Origin of the sequence: Microbacterium sp. cf332 (assembly GCF_900102175.1) — a bacterium.
In the GTDB taxonomy this organism is placed as follows: Bacteria; Actinomycetota; Actinomycetes; order Actinomycetales; family Microbacteriaceae; genus Microbacterium.
Window position 1 is genome coordinate 894880 of the sequence record NZ_FNKN01000002.1, and the last position, 13547, is coordinate 908426.

The following is a 13547-nucleotide window of genomic DNA, read 5'->3' on the forward strand; positions in this document are numbered from 1 at the left end:
GGGTGCCATGACCGACCCCGTCCTCCCCTCCGGTATCGACATCGCCGAGCTCAGCCCCGACATCCGCCCGCAGGACGACCTGTTCCGGTACGTCAACGGCAGCTGGCTCGAGCGCACCGAGATCCCCGACGACAAGGCGCGCTGGGGGTCGTTCCACCTCATCGCCGAGCAGGCCGAGAGCGACGTGCGGGCGATCATCGACGAGGCGACGACGGCGGAGCCCGGCACCGTGCAGCGCAAGATCGGCGACCTGTTCACGAGCTTCATGGACACCGAGCGCATCGACGCGCTCGGCGCCGAGCCGCTGCGTCCGCAACTCGCCCGGGTCGACGAGGTCGACTCGATCCCGGCCTTCCTCCGCACGGTCGGCGAGCTCGAGCGCGAGGGCATCGGCGGCATGATCGGCACCTTCATCGAGCCCGACCCGGGCGCCCCCGAGCGCTACGTCGTGTTCTTCGTGCAGGGCGGCCTGTCACTGCCCGACGAGAGCTACTACCGTCTCGACGGCTTCGCCGAGACGCGCTCCGCGTTCCAGGGCTACGCCGAACGCATGCTGCGGCTCGCGGGAGTCGACCGCCCCGACGAGCAGGCCGAGCGCATCGCCCGTCTCGAGGCCGAGCTGGCCTCGCACCACTGGGACAACGTGCGCAACCGCGACGCCGTGGCGACCTACAACCTGCACACGTGGCCCGAGGTGGGCGCTCTCGCCGGGGTCGACCTCGACCCGTGGCTCGAGGGCCTCGCCCCGCGGCACCGTGACGGGTTCGCCGAGATCAACGTCAACCAGCCGAGCTTCATCACGGGTCTCGGTGCGCTGCTGACCGACGAGCACCTCGAGGACTGGAAGGCGTGGCTGCGGCTGCAGGTCGTCCGCGCCTCCGCGCCCTTCCTGCCCGAGGCCTTCGTCTCCGAGAACTTCTCGTTCTACGGAACGCAGCTCTCCGGCGTGCCGGTCAACCGCGAGCGCTGGAAGCGGGGCGTGAGCATCGTCCAGGCCGCGCTCGGCGAGGCCGTCGGGCAGATCTATGTCGAACGACACTTCCCGCCGCAGGCGAAGACCGAGATGGACGCCCTGGTCGCCAATCTCATCGAGGCCTACCGCGAGTCGATCGCGGCGCTCGACTGGATGACTCCCGCGACCCGCGAACGCGCCCTCGAGAAGCTCGCGGCCTTCACACCCAAGATCGGCTACCCCGACCGGTGGAAGGACTACTCGGCGCTCGAGATCGACCCCGCAGACCTGCTGGGCAACGTCCTGCGCTCCACCGAGTGGGAGTACGAGCGCCAGCTGGCCAAGCTCGGCCAGCCGATCGATCGCGACGAGTGGCACATGACTCCGCAGACGGTCAACGCGTACTACAACCCGCTGATGAACGAGATCGTCTTCCCTGCGGCGATCCTGCAGCTGCCGTTCTTCTCGTCCGAACGCGATGCGGCCGCGAACTACGGCGGCATCGGTGCGGTGATCGGGCATGAGATCGGGCACGGCTTCGACGACCAGGGCAGCTCCTACGACGGAACGGGCGCCCTCAACGACTGGTGGACCGATGCCGACCGTGCCGCGTTCGAGCAGCGCACCGGCGCGCTCATCGAGCAGTACAACGCCCTCGTTCCGCGAGGCCTCGGCGAGGAGCACGCCGTGAACGGGGCGCTCACGATCGGCGAGAACATCGGCGACCTGGGCGGGCTCGGCATCGCGGTGCGCGCCTACCGTCTGTACCTGCGAGCGACGCTGAGCGACGACGAGCTGGCGGCGGCGCCCGACGGGCCCGTGATCGACGGGTTCACGGGTGTGCAGCGTCTGCTCCTCAGCTGGGGCCAGATCTGGCAGCAGAAGGGCCGCGACGCCGAGACCATCCGGCTGCTCACGACCGATCCGCACGCTCCGAACGAGTTCCGCTGCAATCAGATCGTGCGGAACATCGACGCGTTCTACGACGCCTTCGGCGTCACTCCGGACGACGAGCTCTGGCTCGCGCCCGAGCATCGCGTCACCATCTGGTGACCGTCCCTGCCGAGACCCCGAGACCGACTCCGACGGAGACGAGAACATGACGGTGGACGGATCCGAGTCCTCCTCCGAGACCGCTCGATCGCGGGCGGAACGCCGTACCGGACCGCGCCCGCGGCGCCGATCGAGCGTGCCACGCCGCGGGTTCGCGGCGACCGAGAAGGCGCTCGACGCGCTCGCGGCGTCGGGCGCGCGCGTCTCGGTGCGGGTCGCCGACCTCGATCGGGGCACGGCCGTGCTCGCCGGCGACGACTTCGTGACGCTGCCGGTGGCCGGGATGGGCATCGTGCCCCTGCTGATCGAGGTCGCGACGCGGTTCGACGCCGGAACGCTCGATCCGCTCGAGATCGTCGAGCGTGCGACGGTCGGCGACGTAGAGATCGCCGGCGTCTGGCGTCACCTCCTCGCGCCGGCGCTGCCTCTCGGCGACGTGGCGGTACTCGCGGCCGCCACCGGCGACGCTCTCGCCGCCAACGCCCTGCTCGACCGGGTCGGCCTCGATGCGGTGCGCGCGCGGCTGGGCAGGCTCGGGATGCCGCGCACCGCGCTGCTCGACCGCTTCCGCGACGACCGCGGACCCGACGACGCGCCGCACTACGCCCTCGGCACCGCACGTGAGCTCGCCGCGATGTTCGCCGCGCTCGTCAACACCGATGTCGTCTCGCCCGGCGTCAGCGCGCAGGTGTCCGAGTGGCTGAGCCTGAACCACGACCTCTCGCTCGTCGGTGCGGTCACCGGGCTCGACCCCTTCGCCCACGATGACGACAAGCACGAGCTGCTGTTCGTGAACAAGACGGGCCGGGCCGACGGCATCCGCGCCGAGGCCGGCGTGCTCGCCGGGCCGCGCGCCGGCGTGTCGTACGCGCTCCTGGTCGGGTTCGACGACCTCTCGATGAGCCACCGGCTGCGCGCGCACGAGGCGTTCCGCGTCTTCGGCCTCGATCTCATGGAGTACGTCTTCTGAGGCGGTCCGGCGGCGCGCTTGACCCTCACACCGTGTCAGGCTATCGGCTGGGATCACCATGTTGAGTATCGGAGAGTTCGCCCGCCTCGCCGGCGTATCGGTGCGGATGCTGCGCCACTACGACCAGCTCGGGCTGCTGCGCCCGCAGCGCGTCGACGCGGCATCCGGGTACCGGTCGTACGCCGCGTCGCAGCTCGACCGCGCCAACCGGCTCATCGCGTTGAAGGACCTCGGCTTCACCCTCGACCAGGTCGGCCGGCTGCTCGACGACGGGTTGTCGTCGGCGTCGGTGGCCGCGCTCCTGCGCGAGCGTCGGGCGGAGTTGAGCGATGGCATCGCGGCGGACCGTCGGCGGCTGCACGAGGTCGAGGCGAGACTCCGGTCGATCGAGAAGGAGATACCCGTGTCCACGTTCATCGAGACCCCCCTGCCGCAGCTGACGCTGACGCAGCTGTCGGCGCACATCGACGAGATGGCGCAGATCGAAGACGAGATCAGCGTCATGTTCCAGCGCGTTAACGAGGCGGTCGACGCCGCGGGCGCGCGCCGGGTCGGGCCGGGCGTCGCGGTCTACACGACCCTCGCCGACGGGATGATCGCGGCCGCGGCCGAGCAGATCGGCGACGCGCCGGTACCCGCGGGGCTCGAACGCGCGGTTCTGGCGGCCGAGCCCCGCGCACTCACGCTGCGCTACGAGGCTGCCGACCTCGCCGGCATCCAGAGTGCGTGGCAGGCACTCGTCGCCGAGGCCGAGCGGCGCGGGCTGCGACCCGACGGCGCGTGCCGCGAGATCTACCTGCAGACGCCGTACGACGGCGGCGCGAGCTGGGTCATCGACCTGCAGCAGCCTCTCGTCTGAGCCGCGCCTGGGGCGCACGGCGCACGGCGCCCGCGTCGCGCCGAGCGCCCCAGGCCCCGCGTCAGAAGACGATGGTGTGGTTGCCGTGGCGGATGACGCGATCCTGAGCGTGCCACAGCACGGCGCGCGAGAGCACCTGGCGTTCGACGTCGGCACCGCGGCGCGCGAGCTCGGCCGCGGTGTCAGCGTGGGTCACGCGGATCGTGTCCTGCTCGATGATCGGCCCCTCGTCGAGGTCGGTCGTGACGTAGTGGCTCGTCGCTCCGATGAGCTTGACCCCGCGTTCCTTGGCCTTCTTGTACGGCTCGGCGCCGATGAAGGCGGGCAGGAACGAGTGGTGGATGTTGATGACGGGAACGCCGAGCTTCTCGAGGAAGTCCGACGACAGGATCTGCATGTAGCGCGCCAGCACCACGAAATCGACGTTGCCGACCAGCAGCTTGAGGATCTCGGCCTCGGACGCGGACTTGTCGGGCCCCGGGGTCGACGGCACGTGGAAGAAGGGGACGTTGAACGAGCGCACGTCCTCGGCCGAGGTGGTGTGGTTCGACACGACCATCGGCACCGAGACGGGCAGGTCGCCGCGACGGTGGCGCCACAGCAGATCGAGCAGGCAGTGGTCCTGCTTCGACGACAGGATCGCCATGCGCTTGGGCACCGACTGGTCGGTGAGCGACCACCGCAGATCGAACCCGCCGAGGGTCTCGGCGATCTCCGCCTCGATCGACGGGCGGTCGACCGCGAAGTTCGGGCGGTGGAACACGACGCGGCAGAAGTAGGCCCCGCCGGTCGGGTCGTCGGAGTACTGGTCGAAGGCGACGATGTTGCCGCCGACGCGCGTGACCATGGCCGACAGCGCCGCGATGATGCCCGGCTGGTCCTGCCCGTAGACGATCAGGCAGGCGTGGGCGGGGTGGAGCGCGGTCGACGAATCGGTCATCCTTCGATTCTGCCCTGTCCGCCGGGCGCGCCCCGCACGCTCCTCCGTTGACTCGCCACATTCTGCGGATGCGGCGGGTGCGGCATCCGCAGTTCTTGGCGAGTGGACGGGGTGGGGGAGGGGGTGGGTCAGTCGACGTCGAGGTAGTCCTCGATGACGAAGGCGGCCTCACCGGCGTGGGTCGCCGGGAAGAGGTGTCCGCCGCCCTCGAGCGTCACGAGGCTGACAAGTCCGGGCGCCGCGGCCTGCAGGCGCTCGCCGTTGGCCGGCGGGAGCACCTCGTCGGCTCCGCCCTGGATGAGCATGACCGGGACCGTGGGGGCCAGCGCCCGCCATTCATCGGCCGAGACGGATGCCGCCGCCGCGGCCTGCAGCGGCTCGAGGTCGGCGCGGGGCTCGTCGCCCTCCGCGCCGAGCAGCAGCACCCCGTCGACGCGGTCGGTGTGGTCGATGGACACGGTGCGGGCGACGGCGCCGCCGAAGGCGTGGCCGCCGACCCAGGCGTCGCCGAGTCCGACGTGGTCCATGACGTCGACGACATCCCGTGCCAGGTCGTGCAGCGTGACGCCGTCGGTCTGCGCCGTCCGATAGCCGACGCGCAGGATGCGGAAGTCCTCCTCCGCCAGGACGTGCGCGAGCGTGCCGAGCGCGGCGATGTTGCTGTGGCCCGGGATCAGCACCAGCACGGGCTCGCTGCCGGCATCCTCCACGTAGGGGATGGCGCGGCCCTCGGGCTCGAAGATCTGCGGCTGTGTCTCGGTCATGGCTTCCTCTCGCGCTGTGCTGCGACCCTTCACGCTAGCCGAAACCGGGGGTCGACCTCGGGACCGGATGCAATGGATCGGTGACGACACCCCGTCGGCCGGCCGTGCCCCTCGGGGTGTCGTCCCCGAAGACATGGATCGCGGCACGCGGCACGGTGCACGCAGCAGCCGCCGGGCCGAGCGGGGTCAGGCGCGGGCCGCGGCGATCCGGGCGCCCTGCCCGAGCGAGGCGAGCTTGGCCCATGCGATGTCGGGATGGATGCGGCCGCCGAGGCCGCAGTCGGTCGAGGCGATCACGCGGTCGGCTCCGACGATGCTCGCGAAGCGCTCGATGCGCTGCGCGACGAGCTCGGGGTGCTCCACGACGTTGGTCGCGTGGCTGACGACGCCGGGCACGAGCACGAGGTCGTCGGGCACGGCGGCGTCCGCCCACACGCCCGACTCGTGCTCGTGGCGGACGTTGCCCGCCTCGAACGAGATCGACCCGACGTTCGCGTCGAGGACGACGGGCAGGATGTCGGCCAGTGCGACGTCCGTCGTGTGCGGACCGTGCCACGAGCCCCAGCAGACGTGCAGCCGCACGAGCTCCTTCGGCAGCCCGGCGATCGCGTGGTTGATGGCCTCGATCCGGATGCGGGTGAACGCCTGGTAGTCCGCGATAGCGGGCTCCGGATTGATCTGGTCGAAGTTCTCAGCGAGCGACGGGTCGTCGAGCTGCACGATGAGCCCCGCGTCGGTGATGGCCTTGTACTCCTCGCGCAGTGCGTCGGCCCACGCGAAGATGTGCTCCTCGTCGGTGGCGTAGTACTCGTTGCGGACGCGCGAGGCGGAGCCCGGTGCGATCGCGGTGAGGAAGCCCTGCTCGCCCTCCCGCAGTGTCGCCTTCAGATGGGCGATGTCGGATGCCACGGCCGCGTGCCCGCGGTAGGAGATCGGTCCGGTCGTGGTGGGGAAGGCGGTCGCGGTGGCTCCGGCCTCGACCGCTTCGGCGTAGACGGCGGGGAAGAGCTGCCGGTCGCGCCGGTCGAGGAACGAGGTGAGGCGGATGCTGCCGGGCTCCGAGCGCACGGGCGGCTCGTTGAAGGCGTTCACCTCGGTCAGCGACAGGCCGCTCGCGCGCTGGAAGGAGTACGACCACCAAGCGCCGTAGTCGACCGCATTCGACATCGCCTTGCCGAACTCGCCGTCGCCGACCTGCGTCACGCCCGCCTCGCGCTGCCGTGCGACGACATCGGCGACCGCCTGCGCGGTGAGCTCCGCGAACTCGGGCGTCGACTGCAGCGTGAACCCGTCGTCGGCGAAAGAGCGCACGCGGTTGGCGTCGATGAGCGCCGGGGTGCGGGGCAGGCTGCCGGCGGTGGTCGTGGTGATCTCGGTCATGCGCGTCGCTTTCTCGTCGGTCTGACCGGCGACGTCAGCGCGGCGCCGTCGGGTCCGACCGCGACTCTAGCGCCGGGGCCGTGGCGCACCGGCATCCGGTCGTCATCGTGTGACGACGCCGGGCCGAGGGGGTCACCAGACGATGCCGCCGCCGACCGAGATGCCGCCCCACGTCAGCAGCACGAAGATGCCGGCGAAGACGACGGGCGCGATGCCCGAGCCGCTGCGGGCGAGCCCCTTGAGCAGGGCGATCACAACGAGCACGGCGGCCACGAGCGAGAGGCCGCCGCCGAGGACGAAGCCGATGAAGAGCGGGATCGGCATGAGGATGAGCCCGAGGAGGCCGACCCAGAAGGCGGCCCAGGCGGTCGGGTTCGAGCGGCGCGCGACGGAGGAAGACATGCGTCCATCCTCTCGCGCGCCGCCGCCCGCCGACGAGGGGTTGCGCTCCGCCCTCAGCGGACGCCGCGCATGAGCGCGAGCACCGGCTTGCGTGCTGCGGCGAGGGCGAGGCCGAGTGCGATCGCGATGGCGCCGAGCACCGAGAAGTACGGCACCTCGTTCTCGGGGTCGTACAGCGGCGCGAGCAGGCCGGAGATCGCGGTCCCGAGCGACACGGACAGGAAGAACAGCGCGACCATCTGCGTCTGGAACGCCGCCGGAGCGAGCTTCGTCGCCGCCGACAGTCCGACGGGAGAGAGGAGCAGCTCGGCGACGGTGAAGACGAACAGGATGCCGACGATCGCAAGCAGCGGTGTCGACGACGCGCCGCCGCCCGCGAAGGGCAGGAAGAGCAGGAACGCGAGACCCATCACGACCACGCCCGCGGCGAACTTGATCGGGGTCACGGGCTGCTTCGTGCCGAGCCTCGTCCACAGTGCCGCGAAGACGCCCGACAGGATGATGATGAAAACGGGGTTGATGGACTGCACCCAGTCCGGCGGCATCTGCCAGCCGAAGAGGTTCAGGTCGAGCCGCTTCTCGGCGTACAGCGGGACGACGGTGAACTGCTGCTGATAGAGCGACCAGAACGCCACGCTCGCGACGAACAGCGGGATGAACCCGTAGACGCGCGAGCGCTCCGTCGCCGTGATGCGCGAGCTGGTCAGGATGACCGCGAAGTAGGCGATGGTCGCGGCGATCACCACGGTGACGACGACGAGCGAGAGGTTGTCGGCGCGGATGACGCCGACGGCGATGAGCAGCGCGATCGCCGCGACCACCGCGACGCCGATCCCCAGGACGAGGGGGTAACGCGACGGGGGCAGCGGGTTCGGCACCCGCCGTGCGGACTCCGGCAGCGAGCGCCGGCCGACCGCGTACTGCGCGAGGCCGAGTGCCATTCCCACGGCGGCGGCGCCGAACGCCCAGTGGAAGCCGAGGCTCGTGCGCAGGAAGCCGGTGAGCAGCGGACCGGCGAACGCACCCAGGTTGATCCCGAGGTAGAACAGCGAGAACCCCGCGTCGCGGCGCGGGTCCTTATCGGCGTACAGGGTGCCGACGACGGCCGTCGCGTTGGCCTTGAGGCCGCCCGAGCCGAGGGCCACGAGGACGAGACCCACCGCGACGGACAGGAGCCCGGGCAGGACCGCGAGCGCGACGTGCCCGGCGACGATCACGATCGCACTGAAGAAGAGCACCCGCTCCGACCCGAGCAGGCGGTCGGCGACCCAGGCCCCGAGGATCGTCGAGAGGTACACCGCCCCGCCGTACGCGCCGACGATCCCGACGGCCGTGGCCTGCGGCAGACCGGCCCCGCCCTCCGACACCGAGAAGTAGAGGTAGTACACGAGGACGATCTGCATGCCGTAGAAGCTGAAGCGCTCCCACAGTTCGACCCCGAAGATGTGCGTGAGGGCCCACGGCTGCCCGAAGAACCGGGTGTCGTTCGATCCCCCCTCGGAGGTGGGGGATGCGGTGGCGGCTGCGTCCTCGTGGCTCATGGACGCCGACGATACGCCGGTCAGGGCATCGAGGGGCGCGTCTCGTGCCGATCCCGCCGCTGCGGTATGCAGACGGCTACCGCGAGCGCGACGACCGCGGCTCCGAGCCCGAGGGCGAACGACATCTGGAACGCGGCGGGCGTGGGCACCGCCGTACCGTCGCGGTCGATCGAGAACGCCGCCAGCACCGCGCCGATCACGGCGGCCGCGGTGCTCGTGCCGAGCGAACGGAAGAGCGCGTTCAACCCGTTCGAGGCCCCCGTCTCGGTCGGCGGCACCGATCGCATGATGAGCATCGGCATGCCCGCGTAGCCGAAGCCGATGCCGACGCCGATGAGGAGGTTCGCCACCAACAGGTGCCAGACCTCCGACGCCCACAGCAGCGAGAAGCCGTAGGCGAGGATGAGGGCGATCGAGCCGAGGACGAGGAGCAGGCGGGGGCCGACGCTGCGGGCGAGGCGGCCCGAGAACGGCGAGAGCACCATCATCACGAGACCCGCGGGCATGATGACCAGGCTCGCCTGCAGCAGCGTGAGCCCGAATCCGCCGACCGCAGCGGGCAGTTCGAGCATCTGCGGGTACGCCACGTTCGAGGCGAAGAGTGAGAAGCCGATCGCGACCGACGCGAGGTTCGTCAGCAGCACCGCCGGGCGCGCGGCGACGCGGAGATCGAGCAGAGGATCGGTGATCCGCAGCTCGTACCGCCCCCAGACGAGCAGAACGAGGATGCCGCCGACCCCGCACGCGAGCGTGGCGGGGGACGTCCATCCCCAGGTGCTGCCGCGCGAGACGGCGAGCAGCACCCCGGTGAGGCCGACCGCCAGGCCGGCGGCGCCGACGAGGTCGAAGCGCCCCGGCGTGCGCAGCACGCTCGGCGGCACGACCAGCACGACGAGGACGAGCACGACCGCTCCGAGCCCCGCGGCCATCCAGAACAGGACGTGCCAGTCGCTCGTCTCGGTGATCAGCGCGCTCACCGGCATGCCCACGGCGCCGCCGACCCCGAGGGTGGCCGACATCAGGGCGATCGCCGCATCGACCCGGTTCTCGTGCAGCACGTCGCGCATGATCGAGATCCCGAGCGGCACGACGCCCGTCACCGCCCCCTGCAGCGCGCGTCCGACGATCACCCCGACGATGCCGGTCGACAGAGCGGCGATCACCGAGCCCACCATCAGCAGGACGAGCAGGACGAGCACGATGCGGCGCTTGCCGTACATGTCGCCGAGGCGTCCCGCGATGGGGGTGAAAACGGCCGCCGCGAGCAGCGTCGCCGTCACCACCCAGGCCGTGTCCTCGCGGCTCGCGTCGAGCAGCTCGGGGAGCTTCGACTGGATCGGCACGACGAGCGTGAACATGAACGACGACGCGAGCCCGGCGATCGCGAGCACGGCGACGATGGCGCCCTGCCGAGGCATCCGGGTGAGTCGTCGTCGTTCGTCCTCGTCGCCGGATGCCATCCCTTCAGGCTATCGGCGGCGGCGTAGGGTGGGCTCATGAGCGAGAGCGTCCCCCCGATCGAAGCCGATGTGCCCGCGGGGATCGACATCCGCCCCCTCGAGACCGTCGCCGACATCTTCGCCGGCGCCGCCGTGCTGCGCGAGGTCTGGGGCGGCGACCGGGACTCGGTTCCGACCAACCTCATGCGGGCGCTGGCGTACTCGGGCAACTACGTCGTGGGGCTCTACGACGGCGACCGCGTGGTCGGCGCGTCGGTGGCGTTCTTCGCCGAGCCGGGTGCCCGCTCGATGCACTCGCACGTGACCGGTGTGCTGCCGGAGTACCAGCAGCAGGGGCTCGGTCGTGTGCTCAAGCAGCACCAGCGCGCCTGGGCGTTCGCCCGCGACGTGGGCACGATCACCTGGACCTTCGACCCGCTGTTCGCGCGCAACGCGCACTTCAACCTGCAGGTGCTCGGCGCCCGCATCAGCGACTACCTCGTCGACCAGTACGGGCTCATGGACGACGGCATCAACCGCGGCGAGGTCACCGACCGTCTCATGGTCACGTGGCCGCTCGCGGCGCCCCCGCAGGAGCGGCCCTCCGACGATCGCATCGTCGCGACGATCCCGGTGCCCGACGACATCCACGCGATCCGCGCGGCGTCGCCCGCCGAGGCCGACGCGTGGCGCGACCGGGTCCGCGCGCAGTTCCTCGAGCACCTGAGCGCCGGGCTGGCGGTCGGCGGCTTCGACGACGAGCGCGGCTACCTGCTCGTCCAGCCCTGAGCGCCGACCGCCGCGGGGCGGTTACTCGGAACCGGCGTCGCGCCAGTCGTCCGACTCCATGTGCGATCCGGCCTGCGGGCCCATCTGCAGCATCCCGCCGTCGACGACCCAGGTCGCGCCCGTGACGTACGACGACGCGGGCGAGGCGAGGAAGGCCACGACCGCGGCGATCTCCTCGGGCTTGCCGGGGCGGGGGATCGGGATGCCGGGGCGGTGGGTCTTCTCGGCCTCGTCGCCCTCCATGTCGTTGATGGGGGTCGCGATCTCGCCGGGCGCGACCGAGTTGACCGTGATGTCGCGGGGGCCGAGCTCCTGCGCCATCGTTTTCACGAGACCCTCGAGCCCGTGCTTCGAGGCGACGTAGGCGGCCGAGCCGACACGGGGCTGAGAGCCGTGCACGCTCGTGACGGCGATGATGCGTCCGCCGTCGCCGGCGTCGGCCATCAGCTTCGCCGCGGTCTGCATCCCGAGGAACGCGCCGTCGAGGTTCAGCGCGACGACCGTGCGCCAGCCGTCGAGATCGAGGTCGAGCACCGGGCCGCCGGTGCCGCCGCCGGCGTTGTTGACGAAGACGTCGAGGCCGCCGAGCTCGGTCGCGAGGTGCTCGATGACCCCCGGGACCTTCTCGAACTCGGTGGCGTCGAACTGCGCGACGACGGCCTTCCGTCCGCGGGCGCGCACACCTTCCGCGGTCTCGTTCGCGCCCTCCTCGTCGGAGTGCCACGTCACGCCGACGTCCAGTCCGGCGTCGGCGAGGGCGAGGGCGGTCGCCCGGCCGATCCCGGAGTCGGAAGCGGTCACGATGGCACGGCGAGGAGTGAACGTCATGCCCCCGACGCTACGAAGCCCCGGCGCGGTACCGCACCCGGTTGACAATCCTTCTCGTGGGCCTGCTGCAACTCCTCACATACAGAGCCTGCAGACGACGACGCCCCGCCATCACACGAGAGGTGAGACGGGGCGTCGTCGATCGTGAGGAGTTAGCGCGGGGTCACTCTTCCGCGGTGCCGGTCGGAGCTGCGGCCGCGTCGTCGGCCCGCAGACCCTGTGCGACACCGCGGCCGGTGGCCTGGCCCTGGATGATCTGGCGCAGGTCGATGCCGGTCGTCGCCTGCACGGCATCGAAGGTGGCGCGCATGCTCGACGCGCTCTCGGACGCGATGTGGCTGGATGCGCCGTCGCCGCCGAGCACCGTGATCGAGCCGACCTTGTCGAAGCCGCGGGCGAACTCGGTCATGAGCGGCACGAGGGCCTCGATGGCGCGCTGCGCGAGCAGGGCCTCCTGGTTCTGGGCGATCGCCTCTGCCTCGGCCTTGATCGCCTCGGCACGCGCTTCACCGGCCAGGCGCACGGCGTCGGCCTCGGCCTGAGCGCGCAGGCGCGTGGCCTCGGCCTCCTGGGCGGCGATCTGGGCTCGCGCCTCGGCGGCCTTGACCTCGGCGTACGCGTCGGCGTCCGCCTTGCGCTCGCGCTCGTAGAGCGAGGCGTCGGCGACCTTCTTGACGTCGGCGTCGAGCTGGGCCTGGCGGTTCTCGGCGCCCTGGAGCAGCACGTCCTGTTCGCGCTGCGCACGGGCGAGTGCCTCGGCCTGCTCCGCCTCGGCGCGGGCCCGACCGACCTCGGCCGACGCGGCGGCGGAGTTCTTGTCGTAGGCCGTCTGCTCGATCAGGTTGGCCTCGTCGGTCGCGAGCTGGCGGGCGCGCACCTCACGGGCGGCGTTGATGCGGGCGACGTCGGCCTCGCGGCGGACGCGCTCGACCTCGGTCGCGCCGAGGGCGTCGATGTAGCCGTTCTTGTCGGTGATGCCCTGGATCTGGAACGAGTCGAGGATCAGACCCTGTGCGAGCAGGTCGCTCTTGATTCCCTCGGCGATCTGGTCCGACAGCTTCTGCCGGTCCTTCATCAGCTGCTCGACGGTCAGCGTCGCCACGACGCCGCGGAGCGCGCCCTCGAGCTGCTCGGTAGTGAACTGCTCGATCGCGCCGTCCTGCGAGAGAAAGCGCTCGGCCGCACGGCGAACGAACTCGGGGTCCGAGCCGATCTTGACCAGCGCGACCCCGGCCACGATCACCGTGACTCCGTTCGACGCCTGCGCGGTCGGCTCCATCTTGATCTGCCGGGCGCGCAGCGAGATCATCTCGGCGCGCTGCGTCAGCGGGTTCACCAGGGCTCCGCCGCCGGTGATGATGGAGATCCGTGACGAGTCGCCCGCGGCGTTCTTCTGGTTGCGGCCGACGACGACGAGCGCCTGGTCGGCCTTCGCGACCTTGTACCAGGCCCGCACCATGATCAGCAGGAATATCAGGAGGATGATCACGGCCACGACCGCGATCACCCCGATGACCAGTGCGCCTCCGGCGAATAGAGCTTCCATGCTGACCTTCCCCCTACGTAACGATGTGTCCTTCGACCGTATCGGGGAGGGCCTGCGCGGCGCGACTAGAATCGGGGATGCCGT

Annotated in this window: 12 protein-coding genes; 4 read left to right on the forward strand and 8 right to left on the reverse strand. The window is 70.9% G+C overall.

Annotated features, from left to right (window positions below):
• The first annotated feature begins 7 nt into the window (after positions 1-7).
• From BLT21_RS11265 to BLT21_RS11275, 3 genes are all read left to right on the forward strand, one after another.
• Positions 8-2005: a M13 family metallopeptidase gene (locus tag BLT21_RS11265; protein ID WP_176786882.1), complete on the forward strand. Its 1998-nt coding sequence runs from the start codon at positions 8-10 to the stop codon at positions 2003-2005.
• Positions 2006-2141: 136 nt separating this feature from the next.
• The gene (locus BLT21_RS11270; protein WP_256336041.1) at positions 2142-2975 is read left to right on the forward strand and encodes a class A beta-lactamase-related serine hydrolase; all 834 of its coding nucleotides are present in this window, start codon (positions 2142-2144) and stop codon (positions 2973-2975) included.
• 58 nt (positions 2976-3033) lie between these two features.
• Positions 3034-3834 (forward strand): MerR family transcriptional regulator, encoded by an 801-nt coding sequence (locus BLT21_RS11275; protein WP_091502008.1) that lies wholly within the window; start codon positions 3034-3036, stop codon positions 3832-3834.
• A gap of 61 nt (positions 3835-3895) precedes the next feature.
• Here the strand turns inward: BLT21_RS11275 and purU are convergent, their stop codons facing one another.
• The 6 genes from purU to BLT21_RS11305 form a co-directional block, all read right to left on the reverse strand.
• On the reverse strand, positions 3896-4774 hold the full coding sequence (gene purU, locus BLT21_RS11280) for a formyltetrahydrofolate deformylase (RefSeq protein WP_091502010.1): 879 nt from the start codon (positions 4772-4774) through the stop codon (positions 3896-3898).
• Positions 4775-4902: 128 nt separating this feature from the next.
• Positions 4903-5538: an alpha/beta fold hydrolase gene (locus BLT21_RS11285; RefSeq protein WP_091502012.1), complete on the reverse strand. Its 636-nt coding sequence runs from the start codon at positions 5536-5538 to the stop codon at positions 4903-4905.
• Positions 5539-5724: 186 nt separating this feature from the next.
• Positions 5725-6918, reverse strand: a complete 1194-nt coding sequence (locus BLT21_RS11290; RefSeq protein ID WP_091502013.1) for a cobalamin-independent methionine synthase II family protein — start codon at positions 6916-6918, stop codon at positions 5725-5727.
• Positions 6919-7050: 132 nt separating this feature from the next.
• Entirely contained in the window at positions 7051-7320 is a 270-nt protein-coding gene (locus BLT21_RS11295) for a hypothetical protein (RefSeq protein WP_091502014.1), read from the reverse strand.
• A 53-nt stretch (positions 7321-7373) separates the two neighbouring features.
• Complete coding sequence (locus BLT21_RS11300; RefSeq protein WP_091502016.1) at positions 7374-8861, reverse strand: peptide MFS transporter; 1488 nt, start codon at positions 8859-8861, stop codon at positions 7374-7376.
• A gap of 20 nt (positions 8862-8881) precedes the next feature.
• Positions 8882-10279, reverse strand: a complete 1398-nt coding sequence (locus BLT21_RS11305) for an MFS transporter (RefSeq protein ID WP_091502282.1) — start codon at positions 10277-10279, stop codon at positions 8882-8884.
• Between the two features lie 78 nt (positions 10280-10357).
• Between BLT21_RS11305 and BLT21_RS11310 the strand changes: the two genes are divergently transcribed.
• On the forward strand, positions 10358-11089 hold the full coding sequence (locus tag BLT21_RS11310) for a GNAT family N-acetyltransferase (RefSeq protein ID WP_176786883.1): 732 nt from the start codon (positions 10358-10360) through the stop codon (positions 11087-11089).
• A gap of 21 nt (positions 11090-11110) precedes the next feature.
• Here the strand turns inward: BLT21_RS11310 and BLT21_RS11315 are convergent, their stop codons facing one another.
• Positions 11111-11917, reverse strand: coding sequence for an SDR family oxidoreductase (locus BLT21_RS11315; protein ID WP_091502017.1), 807 nt, complete (start codon positions 11915-11917; stop codon positions 11111-11113).
• 163 nt (positions 11918-12080) lie between these two features.
• Complete coding sequence (locus BLT21_RS11320; protein ID WP_091502019.1) at positions 12081-13463, reverse strand: SPFH domain-containing protein; 1383 nt, start codon at positions 13461-13463, stop codon at positions 12081-12083.
• Positions 13464-13547: the final 84 nt, after the last annotated feature.

What these genes read in the sequence shown, in the direction of transcription:
- BLT21_RS11285 (WP_091502012.1), bottom strand. Translation starts at nt 5,538, where the DNA reads ATGACCGAGACACAGCCGCAGATCTTCGAGCCCGAGGGCCGCGCCATC.
- BLT21_RS11290 (WP_091502013.1), bottom strand. Translation starts at nt 6,918, where the DNA reads ATGACCGAGATCACCACGACCACCGCCGGCAGCCTGCCCCGCACCCCG.
- BLT21_RS11320 (WP_091502019.1), bottom strand. Translation starts at nt 13,463, where the DNA reads ATGGAAGCTCTATTCGCCGGAGGCGCACTGGTCATCGGGGTGATCGCG.
- BLT21_RS11315 (WP_091502017.1), bottom strand. Translation starts at nt 11,917, where the DNA reads ATGACGTTCACTCCTCGCCGTGCCATCGTGACCGCTTCCGACTCCGGG.
- purU (WP_091502010.1), bottom strand. Translation starts at nt 4,774, where the DNA reads ATGACCGATTCGTCGACCGCGCTCCACCCCGCCCACGCCTGCCTGATC.
- BLT21_RS11265 (WP_176786882.1), top strand. Translation starts at nt 8, where the DNA reads ATGACCGACCCCGTCCTCCCCTCCGGTATCGACATCGCCGAGCTCAGC.
- BLT21_RS11310 (WP_176786883.1), top strand. Translation starts at nt 10,358, where the DNA reads ATGAGCGAGAGCGTCCCCCCGATCGAAGCCGATGTGCCCGCGGGGATC.
- BLT21_RS11275 (WP_091502008.1), top strand. Translation starts at nt 3,034, where the DNA reads ATGTTGAGTATCGGAGAGTTCGCCCGCCTCGCCGGCGTATCGGTGCGG.
- BLT21_RS11305 (WP_091502282.1), bottom strand. Translation starts at nt 10,279, where the DNA reads ATGCCTCGGCAGGGCGCCATCGTCGCCGTGCTCGCGATCGCCGGGCTC.
- BLT21_RS11295 (WP_091502014.1), bottom strand. Translation starts at nt 7,320, where the DNA reads ATGTCTTCCTCCGTCGCGCGCCGCTCGAACCCGACCGCCTGGGCCGCC.
- BLT21_RS11300 (WP_091502016.1), bottom strand. Translation starts at nt 8,861, where the DNA reads ATGAGCCACGAGGACGCAGCCGCCACCGCATCCCCCACCTCCGAGGGG.